The sequence below is a fragment of the Sphingobacterium paucimobilis HER1398 genome (assembly GCF_000416985.1).
Taxonomy (GTDB): domain Bacteria; phylum Bacteroidota; class Bacteroidia; order Sphingobacteriales; family Sphingobacteriaceae; genus Sphingobacterium; species Sphingobacterium paucimobilis.
In genome coordinates this window covers 110,023-134,139 of record NZ_ATDL01000017.1, presented here as the reverse complement: position 1 = coordinate 134,139, position 24,117 = coordinate 110,023, and the positions used below count along the sequence as shown (strand labels likewise).

The window sequence follows — 24,117 nt, the reverse complement described above, 5'->3', positions numbered from 1 at the left end:
TGTGGGCGTTGGAAGTTTGAGTGGATCTGTCCTTAGTACGAGAGGACCGGGATGGACTGACCGCTGGTGAACCAGTTATGCCGCCAGGTGTACGGCTGGGTAGCTACGTCGGGAATAGATAAGCGCTGAAAGCATCTAAGTGCGAAACTAGCCACGAGATGAGACTTCCTTACAGGGTCGTTGGAGATGACAACGTTGATAGGCTACAGGTGTAAAGGTTGAGAGACCAAAGCCGAGTAGTACTAATAGCCCGAAGCTTTCCAAGCAGATAGACCTGTTGTCTTCTCTGACTGTTCTTTTTCTTTCAATAACATGTCAATCAGGCTATAGCTGTTATGCAACAGCGATGAGCTTAAGATATTTCAGGTGCCTATATCGGCGGTGTCTACCTCTTCCCATTCCGAACAGAGAAGTCAAGCCCGCCAGAGCCGATGGTATTGCCGTAACAGGTGGGAGAGTAGGTCGGTGCCTTTTTTTATACAAAGCCCCTTCAGGAAACTAGAGGGGCTTTTCTGTTATACATACGTCCAAGAAATGGATCAAAAGATCGTATATATAGCGAATATCTCATTTCTATAACCTTATTTCTCGCATCTAATATCTATCTTTGTATTCACAATGGGTACATTATTAGATAATGGCGTTAAGCCTTACAATCACTACGGAGCATATTTAAAAGAAAAGTATAATGGACAACGCGTCTTTAAAGTTATCGTGGATGGAAATTTTACTTGTCCGAATAGGGATGGTAGCAAAGGTTACGGTGGTTGTACCTATTGTAATGTAGACTCTTTTACGCCAGATACAGCAAGAAAGATTCCCAGTATCAGAGAGCAAGTAGAGAATGGCATTGAGCGTGCGCGTAATAGCTATGCTGCTGAAAAGTTCATTATTTATTTTCAACCGAATACGAATACTTATGCCCCAACACATTTGTTGAAGATGATGTACGATGAGGCTTTAAGTATAGATCCTGAGAATACAGTTGGTCTCTCTGTTGGAACACGGCCTGATTGTTTGGATTTTGAGAAGATCCAGTTATTGGAGTCTTATTCCGATCGATTGGATGTGGATTTGGAGATGGGTATGGAGTCGATTTATGATGATACCTTAGAACGTATTAATAGGGGCTGTTCACATGGAGAATTTTTAAGTACGATGAAGTTGCTTGAAGGAACGAAACTTGAGCTCTGTGTACATACTATTTTTGGGTTCCCTTGGGAGACCGAAGAGATGATGTTGAAGTATGCAGAGGAGATTAATAGACAACCTCACATTAAATTTGTCAAGCTCCATCATTTACATATTGTCAAAGGATCTATTATGGGCGCAAAATATAATAAGGAGCCCTTTAAGTTGTTCGGTATCGAAGATTACACCGATTTTCTAGCAAAATTTATCCCTCTTTTGAGACCCGATATTATTATTCAACGCGTCTTTGGTATAGCGGATAAGGAATTGTTGATTGCTCCAAATTGGGGCTTCCCGAAATCTAAGATCCAGACCTACATAGATAAAGGTTTGGAAAGTAGAGGGGTTAAACAAGGGGCTATGTATCTTATGTAGATGGAACCCTTTTTCCAAAGTTATTGTTATTAATACCTAGTTTGAATTGCATCTATTCAAAATGAGAACGAATTTTTTTTTCTATTCTTTTTAATTTTCTGCGTTTAATTTTCTTTCTTTGTGTAATACTTATGAAAAGCGGAATGGTCTTTCTCACTTGGGAGAGTATATTCTGATATCTTATTCAGTTCGTTTGTTTGCTGTATAGTCAATTATCGAGGCATGTCCTATGTGTAGATGATCTAAGAATGTTTAGAATCTTCTCTATGTTTTCTAGCCTCTAGTTTGTGGTCGAGTAATAGATGGCTGTGTCGGATGTTTTACATTGGTATGTGATGTTAATATTAGTTTGTTCATCGTAAGCATATCGAAATTATGAAATGGTTGTCTTTATTTGTTTTGACGGTCGGACTGTCATGCAATACATTTTGCCAGACTACTAAAGGAACTTTCATCTTTGATGAAATTGGAGAGATTGTGAATGGACAATTTTTAACCGTCGACGCAGATACTTTATTGTTCGGGCCTAATGCGGATTTGGTCATTTCCGGAATTCTAGACGTGAGATCTTCTTATATTATTTTTTCCAAATCTGCTCGTTTAGAAGGGCCTGGATGTATTCGTATTGGTGCACCTTTTTTAAGGCATCTGAATCCAGAACAAAATCATAAACCTATTCTCATTGATGGAAATGGGAACTACAATATCAATACTAGAATTGAGGTTTATAATCCAGGAGGAATTGAGTTGGGAAACATTGCTCACGAGAGCTTGGAGGTGGAGAAATCTATATCAAGTAATTTTTATTCAGGTGCTAATTTTAGCCTGATGGATGACGGAATATGTGTTGCATTAAATGGAAATCGTTTTACGCTAGGTTTTGATGCCATTCTGGAAAACTCTTCTCCAGATCGGATGGTAATTTCCGGGAGTAATATAAATTCAATATTCTCAAAAAAGGTAAGAGGTAATACTATCTATAGTTTTTCCATAGGTTTGAAGAAAGGTGATTATAGTCCAATTGTCGTAGAACCTGAAATAGATGCTGAGATTTTTGTGAGTGTATTTACTGAATCAGATGTTGATGGAACTCTGTCTTTTCCGAAAAAAGTAGGTGGATTGGGGAGAATTTGGGGAGTACATGCAGATCATAGTGTGCGTACGAGCTATATTTTTGAACATAGTAGGAGCGATACAGAAGGGCGAATAGCAAATGAAGACATGGAGATTTATCAGTTTTCAGATATAAAGGAATGGCGTTTGGCAACAACGGAGTATTTAGGAGCAGAAAAACACCGGACAAAAAATCTAGCTAGCATGAACGCTGGTGCAGCTAAAAACTATTTTTCTAAATTCGGACAGATACGGAACGGGCCACAATCTAAAGACGATTATTTCACGATTAAAAGTGGAAAATCCAGTATAATGAGTATACTGGACAATGATAAGGAGGGAGACAGTAAATTGCTCGTTGAGAACATCAAGATTCTAGAACAACCAGTAAGTGGAGTTTTAGAGATGTTGTCTACAGGGCAAGCTAGATATCAACCTATTGGCGGGTTTACAGGATCTGACTTCTTCGTCTACGAAGTAGTGGATGAGTTTGGACTGACCTCAAAGGCAACAGTTTATATTACGGTTGAAGAGGATGGACTTTTTATTATGAGTAATGTGGTAACCCCCAATGGAGATGGTTATAACGACAAACTGATTTTTGTGTCTGAAGAAAAATTTGTCAATTTAGAATTGATGATATTCAATCGGTGGGGGGATCGTCTTTATGAGAGTCAAGCTTATGATAATACTTGGGATGGTAGAGGGCTGAGTGGAGGAACCTATTATTATATAATGAAAGCTAAAAGACAGAATGGAGAGATAGTTGCTGAAAAAGGTTGGATACTGTTAAGTAAATAAAAAGCGATATAAAATCGCTTTTTATTGTTCTAAAATGGTTTTTAAGTCTGCAGGTGAATAGTTAATTGACTTAAGTGTTTTGTCATCGCCATCCCGAAATACTAAATACTTACCATCTACTTGTTTATAGTATGAATTGACTCCTTTATTCTTATAATGTGCTTGCGTAGCTTTGGCTTCTTCTTCAGTTTTACAAGCTTTACTCATATTGGAACGCTGCACTTCTTCAAACAATGCATTGAATTTGTCTTTCATGCCAAATTCTAAGATAGCTCCTGATAATACATATTGAATGTCACAAAGTGCGTCTGCAATCTCAATGAGATCTTTATTTTGTATAGCCTCTTCGAGTTCTTTTAATTCTTCTTGGATTAAAGATATTCTTAGTTTACATCTACTTTCTGAAGGGATTTGAGGGGTATCAAGTATAGGGTGCTGAAAGGTTTGATGAAATTCTGCAACTGACGTAAGTGTTTTAGGATCTGTCATGTTTATTGTTTATTAATCTATAAAAATACAAATATTTAGCTAATTTTGAGGTCGTCTAAAAAACAAAGTCTCGATTCAATCGAGACTTTGTTTTTATCTTACTTTATAAGGTGCTTTAATTGGATAAGCTCTCTTTCTTCTAGGTATCTCCATCGACCCCTAGGTAAATCCTTTTTGGTTAAACTTGCATAGACCACACGGTCCAATTTGATAACCTCATATCCTAAGGATTCAAATATACGGCGTACAATTCTGTTTTTACCAGAATGAATCTGTATACCTACTTCGCGTTTCGAAGCTCCTTGTACGTAGCTTAAGTCATCAGGTTTGATAAAGCCGTCTTCTAGCTCTAAGCCAAACTCGATCTTGTTAAAATCACCTTGGGTAAGGGCTTTGTTCAGTTCTACTTGATAGATTTTAGTAATACTGTTCTTAGGATGAGATAGTTTATCTGCTAGGTTACCATCATTAGTTAACAGTAATAATCCCGTTGTATTTCTATCTAAACGGCCTACAGGATATATACGTTCTTTTGTTGCTTTGGCTACAAGCTCCATGACCGTACGACGCTCTTGTGGGTCATCTGTTGTTGTGATGTAATCTTTAGGTTTATTTAGAAGTACATAAACCATCTTTTCACGTTTTAGGCGTTCGTTGTTGTAGCGAATTTCGTCTTTTGCAGGGTCTACCTTAGTACCTAATTCAGTTACAACCACTCCATTTACCGAGACTACTCCAGCACTAATTAATTCGTCAGCTTTTCTTCTAGAACAAACACCTGAGTTAGAGATGTAACGATTGAGGCGAATTAAGCCATCATCTTCTATCTCATGATTTGCTGGTTTACGAGCAGGTCTGAATTTATGCTTATCAGAATATTTGAAGTCGTTATTTTCTTTTTGTTCTTGATAATCGTCATTAAATATCCGTCTTCTACCTGTGCTGTAGTTCTTGTTTTCTCTTGTTTCGCCATCCTTAGAACGAGTAAAACCAGTGGAATTAGCTTTAGAAGACCTTTTGTCTTCAAACCTTTCTTTTGAGAAGGAAGATCTGCTTGATGATCTGTCATTATCAAATCTTTCTCTTGAGAAGGAAGATCTGCTTGATGATCTGTCATTATCAAATCTTTCTCTTGAGAGGGAGGATCTACTTGATGATCTGTCGTTATCGGACCTTTCTCTTGAGAAGGAGGATCTACTTGATGATCTGTCGTTATCGAATTTTTCTCCTGAGAAGGAGGATCTGCTTGATGATCTGTCGTTATCGAATCTGTCTCTTGAGAATGGGGATCTATTTGATGATCTGTCATTATCAGACCGGTTTTTAGAGAAAGGACTTTTGTTGAAAGGCTTTCTATCATCGGTTCTGTCCTTGCCAAAATTGGACTTCCCAAAAGGATTTCTTTCCTCTCTGTTATCTTTTGAAAAGGATGGTTTACTGAAACTTTCACCTTTGGATTTGAAGTTTTCTGAGTTGCTTCTTTGCTTTCTGGAGTTGTCATCTCGACTGTTCCGCTGATTTTTGAATGGCATGTTTTTATATAAAAATTGAGCTTCAAAGTTACTTAAAATAATACAATTACCGAATTTTTTTTACATTCGGTTTTCTCTGTTTAAACAACTATAGACATTGATTTCTAGATTTAGCTTAGATAGCTGTCTTTATAACTGTTTGTTTTTTAGTGTAATAGTTTATACCTTTGGCGCTTCATAAATGGACCAAGCTATTTTTTGATCGGCATAGCCGTGGATAGGATAGCATTAAGGAAATGAATGATTAGAAAAAAAGTATTATGTATTAGTGCAATTTTTTCGATAATGGTTTTATCGAGATTGTATTCGAACCCCCAAGAGGGTTCTTTTGAAAATCCCTTTAAAAAATTGATGTTAGAACATGCTGAAAAACTCAAACGAGACAAAGCAAGTTTAATGTCAGATTCAAACGAGGACTATTTAGTTTCTCTTACTTTTGCAGATGAAAGCATTCCAACAGAGCTTGAGTCTGTAAAACAAAAGCTTGGTAAGTATCTTTCTAAGTTTTCATTTAAGAAGCAGCAGTCTTACCAAATGCACAAACAAGCGGACAAATTTCTTCCGCAGATAGCTGCAATTCTCAAATCGTACGGTATTCCAGAAGATTTTAAATACATCCCTTTGGTTGAAAGTGGTCTAGATCCTAGAGTAACATCACATAAAGGTGCTGGAGGCTATTGGCAATTTATGCCTGCTACAGCTCGTTTGTATGGGTTGCGGGTCAATGGTCAGGTAGATGAGCGTGTTGATTTTTTGAAGTCTACTCATGCAGCAGCCAGATATTTGAAATCACTTTATGGGGAGTTTGGTGACTGGACCCTTGTTGCTGCTGCCTATAACGTTGGAGGCGGTAGTTTAAGAGCTTCGATACGTCGACAAAAGGAAGATAATTACTTTAAGCTTCGTCTCAATGCGGAGACTGCTTCTTATGTATATAAGTTGGTCTCAGTCAAAGAAGTTATTGAAAATCCGGCCAAACACGGGTATCGAATTTAAAAAAACAAAGCTTAATCGCTTAAATATCAGGGAGCATATGTCGTGTATGCTCCCTTTTTTTGCGTTGTACTTAAAAAAATAAGAAAGTGACGAAAGTCACTTTTATTCCCGCTCAATATCATTGGAATGTCAAATTTTTGTATTTACTTTTATATCGAAATCAAATATGAAATGTAATGCAGCTAGAGCAATTTAATTACGACAACAAGATTGTACGCAACTTCGGGATTGCTACAATTGTCTGGGGTATCGTGGGCATGTCTGTTGGTTTACTGATAGCAATGCAGCTGATATGGCCAGAGCTGAATTTTATGACGCAGTATACTACCTTTGGTCGGGTACGTCCTGTACATACAAATGCGGTTATTTTTGCATTTGTAGGGAACGCGATTTTTATGGGTGTGTATTATTCCTTACAGCGAGTCCTAAAAACTAGGATGTTTAGCGATGTGTTGAGTAAGATTCATTTTTGGGGCTGGCAACTTATCATCGTTGCTGCGGCTATTACGTTACCGTTGGGCCTTACGACCTCACACGAGTATGCTGAGATGGAGTGGCCGGTTGACATCGGTATCGCCGTGATTTGGGTTACTTTTGGGGTCAACATGTTCGGTACAATTATTAAGAGGAGAGAGCGTCATATGTATGTTGCCGTTTGGTTCTACATAGCGACATTCGTGACAGTAGCAGTACTGCATATTGTCAATTCCATTCAATTGCCTGTCGGCTTTTGGAAGAGCTACTATGTCTATGCGGGCGTGCAAGATGCCTTAGTGCAGTGGTGGTATGGACATAATGCGGTAGCGTTCTTTTTGACAACACCATTTTTGGGTATGATGTATTATTTTCTGCCCAAGATGGCGAACAGACCAGTTTACTCTTACAAGCTTAGTATATTGCACTTTTGGTCTTTAATATTTATTTATATCTGGGCGGGACCACACCATTTATTATATACTTCTTTACCTTCTTGGGTACAGTCATTAGGAGTAGTGTTTTCTCTTATGCTGATTGCTCCATCTTGGGGAGGAATGATTAACGGTTTGCTGACTCTGCGTGGAGCCTGGGATAAAGTCCGTGCCGAACCTATTTTGAAATTTATGGTTGTAGCGCTGACTTGTTATGGTATGGCTACTTTCGAAGGGCCAATGTTATCATTAAAGCAAGTGAATGCGATTGCTCACTTTACGGACTGGATTGTAGCACACGTGCATATTGGTGCTTTAGGATGGAATGGTTTTATGACTTTTGCTATTCTATATTGGTTAATTCCTCGTATTTATAAAACCGAATTATATTCTAAGAAACTGGCGAATGTTCATTTCTGGATTGGGACATTGGGTATCCTGTTTTATGCAATACCAATGTATTGGGCTGCTGTAGTTCAGGGGTTAATGTGGAAAGAGTTTACGCCAGAGGGAGTGCTTAAATATCCAAACTTCTTAACGACAACCTTAGAGATATTACCAATGCATATGATGCGTGCATTAGGAGGCGCATTATATCTGTCAGGCGTTATTATGATGACCTATAACTTGGTGAAAACCATGAAGTCTGGTAAGTTGGTTGCTGATGAACCTGCAGAGGCGCCAGCTTTGGCACCTTCTACTGTTCACGAACGTTCTTCGCATAGAAGATTGGAACGTAAGCCGATGTTATTTATGGTGTTGGCGCTGGTCGCCATCTTAATTGGTGGTATTGTAGAAATGGTACCTACGTTCGCTATAAAGGATAACATCCCAAAAATAAAGAGTGTACAGCCTTATACAGCGTTAGAACTGCAAGGAAGAGATCTTTATATAAAAGAAGGATGTGTAAACTGTCATACTCAAACTGTTAGGCCATTCCGGTCTGAGACGGCAAGATATGGAGAGTATAGTAAAGCAGGCGAGTTTGTATACGATCATCCATTCCTTTGGGGATCAAAACGTACTGGGCCAGATTTACACCGTATAGGTGGCAAGTATCCTAACAAGTGGCACTTCGACCATATGTTGGATCCTACAATTACTTCTCCAGGAAGTATTATGCCTCCTTATCCATGGTTGATTGATCAGAAATTGGATAATAGTACACTAGTTGCTAAGATGAATGCTATGCGTATTTTGGGCGTTCCTTATTCTAATGAAGATGTCGAAAATGCAGTGGCTAATGCTGAAAAGCAGGCTGAAGCAATTGCTAAAGATTTAGCATCCAATCAAGTGGAAATAAAAGCAGATCGTGAGATTGTCGCACTCATTGCCTACTTACAACGTCTAGGGACGGATATAAAGGCTGAGGCTAAGTCTCCAGATACACCGGCAACAGCAGAGAATTAGAAACAAAATGTTGTTCAATTAAGTTAAAGAGATATGTTCAAACAAATAACAAACTTAAATGGTGATGAGATGTATTTGATCACATCACTATGGATATTCATCGTTTTCTTTGCGCTGGTTGGTATCATGTTGTTTTTTATGAAAAAAGACTATATCCAATATATGAAGGATATACCATTTGATGAGTCGGATAAGGAAACCAAGTGTTCATCTGAAGATAATTTGAAATTATGAGTTTATTTTTAATGGCAGCCGAACCTGTTGAAGGTGTGTCCCAATGGAAGTTCGGAGCGGTCGATCTATATAGTGATATCCTGATCGTCGCATTGATCGTAGTGATGATTACTTTATTGTTTTCAGCACTGGTTGTACATAAAGCAATGAAATCCATTCTTCGTGTAACTATGCCTGAATTAGTGAGACAGGAAGAAGAGCAAAAGCGGTTGGCGAAAGAAAGTGGAAAAGGTAAGTGGGCTAGGATTTGGAATAATATGCTTGAGTTACGTCCAATAGAAGAAGAAAAGGATATGATGATTGAAGATCATGAATATGATGGTATTCATGAATTGAATAATCCAATTCCGACTTGGTTTAACGTTCTTTTTTATTCCACAGTTGTATTTGGTTTCGCCTATCTTTTAGTATATCATGTATTTGGATGGGGGATGAATCAGGAACAGGAATATGCGCATGAGCTAGCTGTAGCGGAGAAGGCAAAACAAGAATATCTTGCACAAGCAGCCAATTTGATAGACGAAGGTTCTGTCACATTTGATGCAGCGATGGCGCCTGCAGGTAAGGCGATATTTGTTGCTAATTGTGTCGCCTGTCACGGTGCAAATGGTGAAGGCGGCATTGGACCTAATCTTACAGATAGATTTTGGATTCATGGGGGAGAAATTAAAGATGTATTCAAAACAGTGAAGTATGGTGTTCCCGAGAAAGGGATGGTTCCGTGGGAGCAAACACTGACTCCTGGACAGATTGCGGAGGTAAGTAGTTACATCTTAACGCTCCGGGATACAAAGCCGGCAAATGCTAAAGCCGCAGAGGGGGTGGAAATTAAAGCTTATGAGTCAGAGGGGGCCGTGGAGGAGGTAGCTGAAGGGGTAACACCTGATTCAACAAATGTTAATAAATAGCTTATTTTTTAATCATTAAATTATTGAGAGCCATGGAAGCAGTAGTAAATAACAACGGACCTGTATTACCCTCTAAAGGTAAAAAGAGAACTTGGATATATGCCAAAAAGCCGTCTGGTAAGTTTTATAATGCTCGACAGCTAGTAGGGTATAGTTTACTACTGTTTCTATTTATAGCTCCTTTTATTAAGATTAATGGCAATCCCTTTGTCATGTTCAATATTGTAGAACGGAAGTTCTCTATATTCGGGAATATGTTTTTTCCTCAAGATCTTCATATTTTCGTTTTTGGTACATTAATAATTCTTGTAGGGATTGTCCTTTTTACTGCAATTTTTGGACGTGTCTGGTGTGGTTGGACCTGTCCTCAGACCATATTTATGGAATTGGTCTTTAGACGTATTGAATATTGGATCGAAGGTGATTGGACCCAGCAAAAAAAGTTAAACAATGGTCCCAATACCGATGCGCGTGCGTGGAAGAAAATGTTGAAGCACACGATCTTTATAGCTATTTCTTTTCTTATATCGAATATTTTTCTGTCGTATATTATCGGTGTCGATGCGTTACTTAAAATCATCACCGATCCTATTGATAGTCATATTGGTGGATTGATTGCCATTATTATCTTTACATCCTTGTTTTATGCTGTTTTTGCATTTGTAAGAGAAATAGTATGTACAACTATTTGTCCTTATGGTCGATTTCAAGGAGTTTTATTGGATGATCAAAGCCTTACTGTGGCGTATAATGAAGAGCGAGGAGAGCCTAGAGGAAAACAGCGTAAAGGAGAGGATAACGAACATAAGGGTGATTGCATCGATTGTAATTTATGTGTACATGTATGTCCTACAGGTATAGATATTCGAAATGGAATACAACTTGAATGTGTCAACTGTACGGCTTGTATAGATGCATGTGATGCCGTAATGGAAAAAATCAATAAGCCAAAACGATTGATTGGCTTCTATTCATTGGGTCAGATCGAAGGAAAGAAAGGTTTTAAGAAAAGTCGTGTCAGGCATATCATTTATGCTATTATATTATGCTTTTTGGTGACAGGTTTTGGTTTTATGCTTTTCAACCGTTCAATAATAGGTGGTTCTCTGTTGCGTGCGACAGGTAGTACCTATCAAATTCGGGAAGACGGCACCGTCAGTAATCTGTATACCTTAGAGCTGATTAATAAAAGTGGAAAGGAAATACCTTTTGAACTGTCGCCCGAGGATACAAAACTATCGATTCAATTGGTGAATAAAGTGACTCATTTGACAAAAGATGGCTCAGCAAAATTAAGTTTCTTTTTAATTGGAGAAAAAGGGATTTTTGAAAAATACAAAACTAACATTAAAGTAAATGTTGTATCAGATGGAGAAGTAGTAGAGAGTCTAAAGACAACTTTTATTTCGCCTTCTGGTTCTTAAACTATAAAGCTATGAACTGGGGAATGAGAATTGTAGTCGGTCTAGGGACCTTCATGCTATTGATAATGGGGGCAGGTATTTATATGGTGTCACATGATACAGATTCTCTTGTCGATGATGATTATTATGAAAAAAGCTTAGCGTATGATGATGTTTATAAGCGTAAGCAAAATGTGATAGAGGACAAGGCAAAACCAATGTTACAATTAGAAGGTGATACACTTTCCATTGTGTTTACGGAAGAGACAAATAAGGGAGAGCTTACTTTTAGGCGGCCCTCTGATGGAAAGCTAGATTTAAAAGTCCCCCTTTATACCAAGTCGAATGTTTTTAGGCTGCCAGTATCTACTTTTTCTAAGGGAAACTGGACATTAGAAATTCTTTGGGAGCATGAAAAACGCAATTATTTAGATATTCAGTCTTTATTTTTACAATAGTATAAAAATGACATACTATTATTTAGCTTTTTTTATGGGACTATTTGGTAGTATACACTGCGCAGTAATGTGCGGCCCCTTGCTTTTGGCCATCCAAGGCAATCAACAAATTTCGTGGAAACAGACACTCAATAAGCTTTTGTATCAATCGGGACGCATTTTGACCTATGGCGTTTTAGGTGTTCTTTTAGGACTTATTGGCAATGTCGCATCTGTTCAAGGCTGGCAACAGGCTTTTTCGCTGTTTACAGGAATCGTTTTAGTATTGATAGGACTATCTTATTTATTTGCTAAGAATTCAGCTGCACTTGCTCAGTTTCAAACACGTGCTATCCAGCCTTTCGCACGCGCTATGGGACGATGGTTGTATAAACCTGGTGGGTCTTTTGTTGCTGGTGTATTGAACGGTATATTACCCTGTGGGATGGTATATATGGCTTTGGTATCAGCGATGAATGCTGATGGTGTGGGAGCAAGTTTCCAATTTATGCTCCTATTTGGCTTAGGAACTTTGCCGCTCATGCTTTTTTTTTCTATCGCTTCTATGTGGACAAAAAAAATGTTTAAAGTTCGATTTGCCACCATAATGCCGATACTCTATCTGTTGATGGGAGCTTGGTTCATTCTGAGAGGAGCAAATCTAGATATTCCCTATTTAAGCCCTCTTTTGTATATAGAGGGAGCGATCAATTGCGCTTAATCATTTGCTGATTACGACGCAATAACGAGCATTCGTCTTGTGATATATCGATATCTTATATTTAATAAAACAGAAGAGCTCAATAAACCTAGCGTTAAGCCATACCACACACCTTTAATTCCCCACTGAAAAACTATGCCCATGAGGTATCCTGCAGGCAACCCGATTATCCAATAGGATATAAATGTTATTAATGTAGGGATATTGACATCTCCCATTCCTCTTAAAACACCTAATCCCACGACTTGAGTACCATCAAATAGTTGAAATAGCCCTGCTACGAGTAGCAATTGAGCTGCTAGGTGTACTACTTCGATATCTTTGGTGATTAAATAGGGAAGATGCTGGTTGAATACAGCAAATATAATTGCCGTACATATCATGAACAGTAAAACTAAATGGTAGGAAACTTTTGCGAACTTTTGTAATCGGACGAATTTTCTATTACCAAAGCTGTTACCGACTTTTATAGTCGCTGCAGCAGCGATACCACTGGCCATCATATAAGTCATTGACGCAAGAGTAATAGCAACCTGATGGGAAGCTTGCTCCAATGCACCGATTTTTCCAGCAATCAGCGATGCACCGGCAAATGCGCCAATTTCAAATACATATTGCATAGCGACAGGTGTGCCGATTTTCAGAATAGACATCACTCTTTCTTTTTGCAGCGAGAAAAATTTAAAGTGCGTCATATAACTTTGGAAATGTTTGGAACGAAGTACGTAAAACATCATAACCAGCATCATTATTACGCGATCGATCAATGTTGCAATTCCTACTCCACGGATTCCCATTGGTGCAATACCAAACATTCCTTTGACAAGAATGATTGCAAGTACGACATTAAGTACGTTTCCCCATATGGTAACTTGCATGGCTTGGCGCGTAAAGCCTAGTCCCTCTGCAAATTGTTTGAACGTATTGAAAGTCATTAATGGTAATATGGAAAGACTGAGTAATAGAAGATAGGGTTTTGCTTCGTTGACAACCATGGGGTCCTGATCAGCATGTTGCATTGCAAACATAGAGCCGAAGTAAACAACACAGAAAAGTAAAATACCCGAAACGATGTTTATCCAGAAACTATTGGAAAGCAGTTTTCCACATTCTTCTTTATTTGATTTCCCATTTTCCTGGGCGATCAAAGGAGTGAGACCATATGCTATCCCCAAACCAATGACCAGGACAATCATAAATACCGAATGAGTTAATGATACGGCAGCTAGAGAAATTGTACCTGCAAAGTGGCCTACAATCATGGTGTCGGCTGTTTGTACCAAGGTGTGTCCCAGTTGAGAAATGACGACAGGACCTGCCAGAGCCATTGTACTTAGATAGTAGGAACGATTATTTTTTATATTCTGGAACATATATTTCAATCTAGCTTGCAAAGGTACAAAAGTTTGATTTGAAAAATAAGATAGACAATGTGTCTAAATAATTACAACTAGCTATTGATGTAAAAAAATAATACACTTAACTTAGCTTTTCTAAAGTTTTGACATTATGACATTAGCATTTTTGAATATTGGTACGCAGGAGATGATTTTGATAGTGATAGTGATCCTATTGCTATTTGGAGGAAAGAAATTACCTGAATTGGCTAGGGGGCTAGGAAAGGGCATTCGGGAGTTTAAAGATGCTTCGGAAGGAATAAAAAGAGAAATCTCAGATCAGATCAATAATTTTGAGAAGGATTTGGATGTGACGGTGGAGGACAAGTCGGAAACGAATCTGTCTAATACACAGGAGGACAAAGTGGAATCGGCTGGAGTTTCCATGGAAAATGAAGAGGATCTTGAGAGCGAAGCAGAGAAAAAGTTTCCTCAGTTTTCTGCACCTGAAAATACGTATCAGCATAACCCCGGTGGGCATCCTGTAGATGATACGGAATACTATAAGTATGGATATAATGATGTTTCATCCACGGAACAATCTATAGAAAGCAAAGAAGAATTCTCTGAAAACAAAGAAGAAGGGTCTTCGGAGACTGGGACTTCCACAAAGCAAGCTTAAAAAAATATATTTTAAATTATATGGAAAGCTGTTGAATTGATTTTTCAACAGCTTTCTCTTTCTTATTTGATTATCCCCAATTTATGTTACACGAAATTATTATTTCGAATGAACTGTCGTTAACAGATCGACAAGTGAGAACGACTATTGAACTTCTAGATGAAGGTGCCACTGTCCCGTTTATTTCACGGTATCGTAAGGAGTTAACAGGCAGTTTGGATGAGGTTCAGATTACTGCGATTCGTGATCGGATACAGCAGTTGCGCGATTTGGACAAACGCAGAGAGGTTATTTTGAAATCCATCGAAGATCAGGGCAAATTGACTCCTGAACTGGAGCAACAGATAAAAGAAGTCGCCACGATGGCCGCATTGGAGGATATTTATCTACCATATAAACCTAAGCGTAAAACTAGAGCATCTGTAGCTCGGGAAAAAGGATTACAACCATTGGCTGAGTTCATCTTAGCGCAGGATGCTGGCGATGTTGAGTCACAGGCAGAGCAATACATCAATGACGAATTGGGCGTAGGCACTGTCGAAGATGCGCTAGCTGGAGCGAGAGATATTATTGCCGAGACGATAGCGGAAGATGCAGAGGTAAGGGCTAGTGTACGTAAGTTGTTTTTAGAAAAAGGACTTTTTGTTTCTAGAGTAGTACCCGGTAAAGAAGAGCAGGCGTTAAAATATAAAGATTATTTTGAATGGGATGAATCCTTAAATAGTGCACCATCTCATCGTGTTTTGGCCATGCGACGTGGAGAAAAAGAGGAATTACTCTATTTAGATATTCAAGTAGATGAGCAGGAAGTATTGCCTCGTATAGAAAGAATGTACATAAAAGGCAACAATGGTGCCGCTAAACAAGTAGAATTGGCGCTACATGATGGGTATAAGCGTTTGTTGAAGCCATCTATGGAGACTGAGGTTCGCGTCTTGACCCGCCAAAAGGCTGACGAAGAGGCTATCAAAGTTTTTGCGGACAATGTAAGACAGTTATTATTGGCGGCACCGTTGGGACAAAAACGTCTATTGGCGATAGATCCAGGGTTCCGTACGGGATGTAAGACTGTGGTATTGGATGCGCAAGGCAACCTATTGGAAAATACAGCTATTTTTCCACATACCGGAGCAGGTGGAAGTATCGAAGCGGAGAAAACAGTACAACACTTAGTTCGTAAATACGATGTCGAAGCTATTGCGATAGGAAATGGTACTGCAGGTCGTGAGACTGAAGAGTTTGTACGTAAGTTGAATTTGACAGGAGTCACGCTTGTGATGGTTAATGAAAGTGGAGCTTCTATTTATTCCGCGTCTGAAACAGCCCGGGAAGAATTTCCAGATTATGATGTGACCGTACGTGGAGCAGTATCTATCGGAAGAAGGCTGATGGATCCGCTGGCAGAGTTGGTAAAAATTGATCCTAAGTCAATAGGTGTAGGGCAATACCAACATGATGTAGATCAGAATAAATTACAATCCGCTTTGGACGATACTGTTATTTCTTGTGTAAATGCTGTAGGGGTTGAATTAAACACCGCTTCAAAACAGATTTTAGCGTATATTTCTGGTTTAGGTCCATCATTGGCACAGCAAATTGTAAATTATAGAAAAGAGAATGGTCCTTTCGGTTCTAGACGTGAGCTCAAAAAAGTACCACGTTTGGGAGATAAAGCTTTTGAACAAGCAGCAGGTTTCTTACGTATCCGTAATGGACAACATCCTCTAGACTCATCCGCGGTACACCCTGAGCGTTATAGCTTAGTCGAGCAGATGGCGAAAGATCTAGACGTTGAAGTAAGTGCATTAATGACTGATAGCCAGCTGAGAAAGCGTATCGACTTGAAAAAATATATAAATGATGAAGTAGGGTTGCCTACATTAAATGATATCCTATCCGAGTTGGCTAAGCCGGGCCTAGATCCGCGCGACCAGTTTGAGACATTTTCGTTTACAGATGGGGTCAATACGATAGGAGATCTGAAGGTAGGTATGAAATTGCCAGGGATCGTGACTAATATTACGAATTTTGGAGCATTTGTAGATGTTGGTGTGCATCAAGATGGTTTGGTTCACTTGAGTCAATTGGCCAATCACTTTATATCGGATCCGCATGAGGTTGTAAAAGTACAACAGAAGGTAATGGTTACAGTAACCGAGGTGGATGAGAAACGTAATCGTATCGGGTTATCGATGAAAACAGAAGATAAGAATCCTCGTAAACGTTCCGAAAAAAGAGATCAGAAAGCCCCGGAGACAGATATGGCCTCCAAGTTGGCAGCATTGGCCAGTAGATTTAAATAACAATTAAAGCTCTCCATTTGGAGAGCTTTAATATTTTAGTGTATTGTTTAGTGTAAGATGATTGCATTGTTTTCTTGTGTTACTCTTACAATTGTCCGTCTTTTCGAGTTAGAATCTGAAGTGTCTACTGAAATTGTATAGTTAGTTTATGTCTGTTTTTTCTGATAGGATAAAATTTAAATACCCTTGGAGAAGTTATCAAAAACGTGTTTTGGATGCGTTGGATGAGCATCTAAGCGATGAGCATCTTCATGTGATAGCCCCACCTGGATCAGGGAAAACTGTTCTGGGCCTAGAGGTTATGTTACGAATTGGAGCTCCTACTTTAATACTGGCCCCTACTATTGCTATCCGAAATCAGTGGATTCAACGTTTTTGCGAGTTGTTCCTACAGGAAGATAATGAGCCCGATTGGATTACTTGTAATATACACGAACCAAAACTAATTACAGTTGCCACTTATCAAAGTTTGCATGCCGCTTGTGACAATAAAAAAGAAGAGCTAATAGTCGTAGACTACACACACGAGTATGACGTCATTGAGCGTAAGAAATCAAACTTTCTGAATCTCGGTAAGGTCGTTCAGGGTCTCAAGGCTGCAGGTGTAAAGACCATTGTTGTGGATGAAGCCCATCATTTGAAAAGTGAATGGTGGAAAACGCTCTCTAAAGTGAAAAATGCAATCAAACCTAAAATTGTTGGTTTGACTGCTACACCGCCCTATGATGTGAGTCCAAATGAATGGGCACGTTATATTGAACTCAATGGGCCTGTAGATGCCGAAATTTCTGTGCCAGAGCTGATTCAAGAGGGAGATCTCTGCGTACATCAAGACTATCTTTATTTGTGTGAAGCAGACGCAAAGGTTAAAGAAGAATTAGTGACCTTCCGAGATACAAGCGCCCAGGTATTAACACAATTGTTGGCCGATCCGATACTTTTCGAAGCGATGTATAGTCATCCGTTTTGGTTAGATCCGATGGCGAATCAAGAGCTATTGTATGCCCAACTATCCCATTATTCGGCATGTCTTGTTTATCTCCATCACAGGGGGGTAGGGATATGTCCGTCACATTTAGAGATATTGGGAGTTGGTGAACTCAAAAGAAAAGAAACAGTAGAGGAAAAGTTAAAAATACCTCGACTTACTCCAGAATGGATGCAAGAACTACTGGCTTTTTATCTGTCTGAAGAGGATGTGTTCTTTGGGAACCGTTATGATGCACATCGAAAATCACTAGCTCGAAAATTGAAACGAGTCGGTTTACTGGAGCGAAAGACTGTTCGTTTTGAAGACAATGAGAAGCTGACAAAGGATTTAGCCATGTCGGTTCACAAACTTCAAGCCATCGAAGATATTGTTGAACTTGAATTTAATACGTTAAGAAGGAATCTACGGCAAGTCATTTTGACGGATTATATCCGCAGGGAATTCCTCACCACCGATGCTGTCAACACTTTGCCGCTGACCAAAATAGGCGTGGTCCCTATATTCGAGCAGCTCCGGAGAAAGAATACCGTTGGAAAGAAAATCGCTATTCTTTCTGGAACATTGATTATTCTTCCTCGAGGTGTAATGGATGCATTTGAAAAACTGGCTTATACGTTGTCTTGGGAAAATGTACATTGGGTCCCCTTAGCGTTTGATACGGATTATGTTGAAGTTATTCCGACTGAGTTGATGAAAGGGAAAGCTTTACGGATTGTTACGTCGCTATTTGAAAGCGGGGAGGTAGAAGTTCTTATTGGAACCAAATCCCTATTGGGGGAGGGATGGGATGCCCCAGCGATCAACAGTTTGATTTTAGCTAGTTTCGTGGGCTCTTACGTATTATCCAACCAAATGCGTGGACGAGCTATACGCTCTAAAAAGGATATGCCCGACAAAACCAGTAATATTTGGCACATCGCGGCATTAGATCCAACTTCGAGGCGTGGGGGCAGTGATTTGTCGCTGATGAAACGTCGCTTTAAGAATTTTGTAGGTATTTCGGAGTATGAAATTTCCAGCATAGAGAATGGTAAAGATAGGCTCCAACTGCCAGAATTATACACGGATAGCACTGTGCAAGCTTATAATACCAGACTTTTCGAACTGGCTAGAAACCGTTCGCGACTAGCGATACGTTGGCAGGAAGGTATGCGCAAAGGAACACGGCTCGTCGAAGAGGTCTGGATTCCTTATGCTGAAGGGGCAAGCTATCAACAGGCCAAGACAGCCTCAATGAAGAAGTATATCAACAATATGCTTGTCGGATTAGGAAGCTCGTTATTGTTTTTTATGGAGACCTCTACACAGGTTCTTGGCAAGTTTATGAGAATAAGCCCTGGACAATCAGCAGGCTACGCTATAATGGGAATGTTTGGTGTAGCAGCAGTTTTCTACGGAAGACAGACTGTTCGGTCTTTTCAGTATTACCGTAAATATAGAGATATAACCAAGGACATTTATCAAATCGGAAATGCGTTATTAATGACCGTATGTAAAGCTCAACTGTTTCATACTCCAATTGATGAGTTGAAGGTATTGACTTTTGGAGATGAAAACGGGAATGTCTATTGTCATATGGAAGGGGGAACGGTTTATGAGCAGTCTCGCTTTATTCAGATGATCCAAGAAATTGTCAACCCTGTTGATGAGCCTCGATTTATCATCGTAAGAAAGAGTAAGGTGTTAGGTCTTTTCAATCAGCAGGATTATCATGCCGTACCTGTAGTATTGGGCAAAAAAACGGCATTGGCGACCGATTTTTTGAATAATTGGCAGCAACAGGTGGGTAAAGCAGATCTGTATTATACCAAAACCTTTACAGGCAGACAGATATTGTTGAGATCGCGGTTTAATGCATTAGCCAATCAATTTGCGGAAGAGAACAAGGTTCAGGCTGTCAGTATTTGGCGTTGAGTCCAGAGCACTATTTGTCTGCTTTTTTCGTTTCTTCCTTCGGCTTTTGCTCTTTACGATAGCCCCAGTTCCACATCTTTTTCCAGAATTCCTGGAATGTGTCAAACTCCTGGCGGTAGACCACTCCAAAGGCACTGATATACTCCCCTTCATTCATCCGTATCAGGAAGTTTCGCGTGTAAGGTCTATTATACGCTCTCAAGATAAGATTGCCGTCTTTTCGTAGTCTATAGGTCAGCTCCGCATCTGTGGTTATTCCTTCTCTAAAAAAAGTTAGATCATTGGCTTGATAGTTTGTCCGATCGGTAATCCCTCCAGTAAGAATCAGGCGGTCGTTCAATAGTCTGACCGAAGCAGATGCATCATTGAATGACCGGATGTTCAGATCAAAGAAATTGACATTTAGAGATTGAGAAATGATATTGTTGAGCTGGTTGAATGCAATCTCTGTCCCTGCAGAGAGCAGCGTGCTGTTGACCTCCTTTCCAATTTCACTGGTTGAATTAGGTGTAAAACTACGCCTTACAATTAAGCTCAATGCCTGTTGGTTGATATTATTAGCATCACTTAGGTAGCTTTGAAGCTGATCTTTGATATAAGGGTTTTGGGGAAAGTTTAGGTCAAAAGTAATATCCGGTTGTTCAAGCGTGCCTTTGATTAACATGTCAGCCTGAGCCAGTACACGCTCGTCATCACCAGATCTTCCTGCTGCATTGTATAATGGCCCCACAGCTGTCCGTTGTTGATAGATGGCCGTGAGGTTTATACTCGCTTCACTGGGATTACCAGTCCAGCGAATCGTACCTCCCTCTTTGATGTCAAAATATTTGTTTATAAAATCCTGCGCAGTAAAATGAAATTTTCCGGTATTGACGGTATAATCTCCAAACATTTCAAAATCACCTAATGTAGTTATCTTCATCGCGATTTCACCTAGCCCGTTTCCTTTGAGTGAGCCGAGGTTTGTTTGAAGATTGATCTCGGCATCGGCCGTAAGCCCAAGGTTCATGTTCATTGTCAGCCCCTCAAATGATGATTTTCGACGTTGCTTTTCGTTCTCCGTAGAGTCTTTGCTGATAAAGTATATGAAGTCACTGTCCGTCACCGTCATTGCACTATTGAATGGAATGGTCAAGACCGTTCCTTTCTCTGATTTCGCATTGATATCAATATCAATAGCCGAGGTATATCCCTTGAAACGAAAAGTGCCCGTCGCATGAGCAGTACCATAGTATTGGTTATTGTCTTTATAGGTCGTATTTAAAATCATAAAGTTAGACCCATTAATATCTACATCGATATAAGGAGTAGCTAGTTTGGATAGGTTTATAATGCCATTCGCTGTAGCTACTTGGTTTTTATTATCTCTAATTTGTAGATTCTGAACCATAATAGCATTGTTTTCTACCATGGCCATTTGGTTATCTACATAATAGTGCGTTTTAAGATAATTGACGGTAAACTCCGCATTTGTAAACCGACCTACCCCCGTGATTTTAGGATTCTTGAAAGTTCCTTTGATGTTTATATCTGCATTCCCTTTGCCCTGTAAGCCTGAAACAAGATTTTTGAGAAAAGGCTGAAATAACATCAAGTCTGTTTCTTTAAGTTTACCCGATAGATCCAGCGGCTCATTTTCATTATAGAAGTTATACTTGCCTTGAAGGTTTACGCCTCTATTCTGTTCGTCTACCAACGCTAGATCAATGTTTGCGGTACCGATATCGGGATCAAAATCAGCATTGAGATTTAGTTGACCGATAGGAAATCCATTATAGATAATTGGCGTTGTCGTGATTCGACCAGAAGCAAAAGGTTTCTTAAAAAGAGAACTTACCTCAATATCGCCACTCAGAAAGCCTTTTAGCTCTATCCCCAAAGGCTTGGTAACCCCATTAAGTGAGGTCAAGCTAAATTTATCAAAGAGAATATTGATGTTATCATTCTCGTTGGATAATATTCCGTTTAGCTTGATCTGCTGCTCGGCCTGGCTTAGAATAAGGTTGGCTATGTGTATTTTTCCCTTAGAGACACGCATAGCCGCATCGTTATTCAATTGCCAGGTCTCTTTATTGATAATAATAGAAGAGGGTTTAAATTTGATATAAGCTGGGGCATTGTGCGCAAAGTGAATATTCCCATTAAGATCTAAGTAATTAATTGAGGTTTTCTCCGACATTCGGACATTAAACAGTAAACTGTCATTGGCAAGTACATTGTGTATGGCAATGTTATTGATGTAGGTACTGTCTCCAAAGCTCATTCTATCTGCTAATATATCGAGCGAGAATGCCTGGTCATTGGCATTTTCTTCAACAGACAGATTGGCAAGTTTTATCCCTTTATACAGCACTGTTGGACTGAATGCAGTGAAACTAGCTGTGTATTTTTCTGAAGAGAATATAGCATTGAGGTGAGCACCTCTATCTAGGCTTAGCGTAGGATCTAATAGAGGAGCAATGGGATCGAATGATTTTATTTTTATGGCAAGATTAAAATCTTGCACATTATAGGGTTGTGTATCGATACCTATTGCCGGAGCGTAGCGCATTGCTAAAGATTTAAAATAGGGTATTATGGTGTTTAAATCAATGATGCCGGCCATTTTTGCATCCAATACGTCCGAGTTTAATGTTAATTCTCTTTGACCTTCACCTCCTTCTGCACGAAACTGAATCGATTTGATATTAAAGTCCCCCTTAGTTGTGGATAGCTGGACGGCTTCCGCATTCAGATGGCCCGTCAAGGTATTGAGTGAGTTGCCCGTTAGATTGGTATTTATAGCTGCTGCATGGATGATAACACTGTCTTTGTTTAAAAGGTTTAATCTATTTAAATCAGCGTGTTCTATAGCTGTGTTGAGGAGATAGTCAGGGGAGCTCTGTTGCCAATTTAGTGTGGATTGATAATCCAAGGTCAAATTTTCATCTTCGACACGCCCATCAATTTCTAATATTTTGTCGTTAAGCGAACCGTCTAACTGTATTTTGGCATAGGAATAATCAAAGAGTTCACTATTGTTGAGTGTACCCGAAAATTGCAAGAGTAGCTCCTCCATGGTCAATCCCTGGCCATTGAAGTCTAGTGCAACGCCAGTATTGCCAATCGTGTTGATATTCAAAAACGCACCAATATTTATCTGTTCTGAAGCAAGATGTCCTGTATATTGAAGTTCTTTTTTTAGATTGATGGAACTCTGTAAAGAAATACCCCCTATAGCCGTCTGAAAATTACCATCAATTAGAAAATCATTATAAAAGCCATCAAATCGACCTTCGAATGTCGTCCCTTTAAACTGATGGATTTGTTGAGGCAAGACAAAATCCTTCCTGTTGGCGAGCTGAGGTACGAGTTGTTCAATGTCTTCAGGCGAAGTATGTAGTTTTTTTAAGTTTGCTTTGAATACGGTCTTATCAATGTCGGGCAGACCTTTGATAGAAATACTGCCTTTTAACTCGGTGTTTTCTCCTGTTGATAGGTGGATGTTTTGTGCATCTATATTCGATACCGTACCTCGTAGCTTCGCTTGGTGCACCGCTGTTCTGAAAACGACATAACGCATTGTCGGTGCAAAGAACTCTATATCTCGTGAGTCGACCGATGCATTGGTCAGGTTACTGTTGATATGCACGTCTGTCAGAAACTCTGAAAAATCACCAATCTTGCTGTATTCGAAGCAGAGGTAATCGCGAATTGTTGAACGGTTCGTTTTTAACAAAAGATTCTTAAACTCCATTTTTGTCGCACTGTAGGATGCTTTAGCGTCCATCTGCTGAATGATGAGGCCTGAGCGCTCATGAAGTGTAAAACCAGAAATGTCAGCTGCTAGTACGGAGTCTATTCTGATGTTGTCAAAAACAGCAGAAAATTCAGTGATGTCTAAATTTGCAAAATCAACTCCTTTATTGTGACCTTTGAAATTGTGGTTGCGCAGCTTGAAACGGTTATTTATAAACTCAGCTTTGCCCAGTTGCAGGTCAATTTTTTGTGTTTTCTTTTTCTTGCCAGAAGACTTAGTAGCGAAATATTTAGCAATCTGGGAGAAGTTTGTACTGTCTTTATATATATCAATGTTGATAAAGCCCTCTTTTAAACGAAGGTCTTCAATAACAATTTTGTTGTTAAAGATCTTGGCGAGTGATATACTTGCATTAAGTTCGCCAGCCTCAATCAAGGATATACCATTCCTGTCTTGAATGCCAAAGTCTTTTATGACTATGGACGAAAAAGGTCTAAAGTAAATATATCCTATATGGATATCACTATCTAGCTCTTTGGAAAGATAAGTCGCTACTTTTTTTGAAATATAAGTTTGTACTGTTTGAAATTGTAGGGAAAGAATAGCAGCTACTACTAGCAAGAGGATACTAGC

General features: G+C 39.3%; 16 protein-coding genes and 2 rRNA genes. 14 read left to right on the top strand and 4 right to left on the bottom strand.

Features of this window, described 5'->3' with window-relative positions; translation table 11 throughout:
* From M472_RS39290 to M472_RS39275, 4 genes are all read left to right on the top strand, one after another.
* Positions 1-266: ribosomal RNA gene (locus M472_RS39290) — 23S ribosomal RNA — on the top strand; the annotation flags it as partial.
* 96 nt (positions 267-362) lie between these two features.
* Positions 363-474: ribosomal RNA gene (rrf, locus tag M472_RS39285) — 5S ribosomal RNA — on the top strand.
* Between the two features lie 144 nt (positions 475-618).
* Complete coding sequence (locus M472_RS39280; RefSeq protein ID WP_021071488.1) at positions 619-1,566, top strand: TIGR01212 family radical SAM protein; 948 nt, start codon at positions 619-621, stop codon at positions 1,564-1,566.
* Positions 1,567-1,941: 375 nt separating this feature from the next.
* On the top strand, positions 1,942-3,480 hold the full coding sequence (locus tag M472_RS39275; protein WP_021071487.1) for a T9SS C-terminal target domain-containing protein: 1,539 nt from the start codon (positions 1,942-1,944) through the stop codon (positions 3,478-3,480).
* Positions 3,481-3,501: 21 nt separating this feature from the next.
* Here the strand turns inward: M472_RS39275 and M472_RS39270 are convergent, their stop codons facing one another.
* Together M472_RS39270 and M472_RS46005 are read right to left on the bottom strand one after the other, a co-directional pair.
* Entirely contained in the window at positions 3,502-3,969 is a 468-nt protein-coding gene (locus M472_RS39270; RefSeq protein ID WP_021071486.1) for a pyrophosphohydrolase domain-containing protein, read from the bottom strand.
* 98 nt (positions 3,970-4,067) lie between these two features.
* Positions 4,068-5,501: a pseudouridine synthase gene (locus tag M472_RS46005; protein ID WP_022829417.1), complete on the bottom strand. Its 1,434-nt coding sequence runs from the start codon at positions 5,499-5,501 to the stop codon at positions 4,068-4,070.
* Positions 5,502-5,897: 396 nt separating this feature from the next.
* Between M472_RS46005 and M472_RS39265 the strand changes: the two genes are divergently transcribed.
* From M472_RS39265 to M472_RS39235, 7 genes are all read left to right on the top strand, one after another.
* Entirely contained in the window at positions 5,898-6,497 is a 600-nt protein-coding gene (locus tag M472_RS39265) for a lytic transglycosylase domain-containing protein (RefSeq protein WP_235049521.1), read from the top strand.
* Positions 6,498-6,673: 176 nt separating this feature from the next.
* On the top strand, positions 6,674-8,815 hold the full coding sequence (ccoN, locus tag M472_RS39260) for a cytochrome-c oxidase, cbb3-type subunit I (protein ID WP_021071482.1): 2,142 nt from the start codon (positions 6,674-6,676) through the stop codon (positions 8,813-8,815).
* Positions 8,816-8,848: 33 nt separating this feature from the next.
* On the top strand, positions 8,849-9,049 hold the full coding sequence (locus M472_RS39255) for a hypothetical protein (protein ID WP_021071481.1): 201 nt from the start codon (positions 8,849-8,851) through the stop codon (positions 9,047-9,049).
* Positions 9,046-9,957 (top strand): cbb3-type cytochrome c oxidase N-terminal domain-containing protein, encoded by a 912-nt coding sequence (locus M472_RS39250; protein ID WP_021071480.1) that lies wholly within the window; start codon positions 9,046-9,048, stop codon positions 9,955-9,957. Before M472_RS39255 ends, M472_RS39250 begins: the two co-directional genes overlap by 4 nt.
* Before the next feature lie 32 nt (positions 9,958-9,989).
* A complete protein-coding gene (gene ccoG / locus M472_RS39245; RefSeq protein ID WP_021071479.1) occupies positions 9,990-11,381 on the top strand; it encodes a cytochrome c oxidase accessory protein CcoG in 1,392 nt (463 codons plus the stop codon).
* An 11-nt stretch (positions 11,382-11,392) separates the two neighbouring features.
* Positions 11,393-11,818 carry a FixH family protein gene (locus tag M472_RS39240; RefSeq protein WP_021071478.1) on the top strand — a complete coding sequence of 142 codons (426 nt, stop codon included), beginning with the start codon at positions 11,393-11,395 and terminating at the stop codon, positions 11,816-11,818.
* A gap of 7 nt (positions 11,819-11,825) precedes the next feature.
* Complete coding sequence (locus M472_RS39235; RefSeq protein WP_022829415.1) at positions 11,826-12,518, top strand: sulfite exporter TauE/SafE family protein; 693 nt, start codon at positions 11,826-11,828, stop codon at positions 12,516-12,518.
* Positions 12,519-12,529: 11 nt separating this feature from the next.
* On the opposite strand, the gene M472_RS39230 is transcribed toward M472_RS39235, so the two are convergent.
* A complete protein-coding gene (locus M472_RS39230; RefSeq protein WP_021071476.1) occupies positions 12,530-13,891 on the bottom strand; it encodes an MATE family efflux transporter in 1,362 nt (453 codons plus the stop codon).
* Positions 13,892-14,027: 136 nt separating this feature from the next.
* On the opposite strand from M472_RS39230, the gene M472_RS45905 reads away from it, so the two are divergent.
* From M472_RS45905 to M472_RS39215, 3 genes are all read left to right on the top strand, one after another.
* On the top strand, positions 14,028-14,537 hold the full coding sequence (locus M472_RS45905; protein WP_021071475.1) for a Sec-independent protein translocase subunit TatA/TatB: 510 nt from the start codon (positions 14,028-14,030) through the stop codon (positions 14,535-14,537).
* An 83-nt stretch (positions 14,538-14,620) separates the two neighbouring features.
* Entirely contained in the window at positions 14,621-16,840 is a 2,220-nt protein-coding gene (locus M472_RS39220; protein WP_021071474.1) for a Tex family protein, read from the top strand.
* A 148-nt stretch (positions 16,841-16,988) separates the two neighbouring features.
* Complete coding sequence (locus M472_RS39215; protein WP_021071473.1) at positions 16,989-19,745, top strand: DEAD/DEAH box helicase family protein; 2,757 nt, start codon at positions 16,989-16,991, stop codon at positions 19,743-19,745.
* A 10-nt stretch (positions 19,746-19,755) separates the two neighbouring features.
* Here M472_RS39215 and M472_RS39210 read toward each other — a convergent pair whose 3' ends face one another.
* Complete coding sequence (locus M472_RS39210; RefSeq protein WP_031301914.1) at positions 19,756-24,105, bottom strand: translocation/assembly module TamB domain-containing protein; 4,350 nt, start codon at positions 24,103-24,105, stop codon at positions 19,756-19,758.
* Positions 24,106-24,117: the final 12 nt, after the last annotated feature.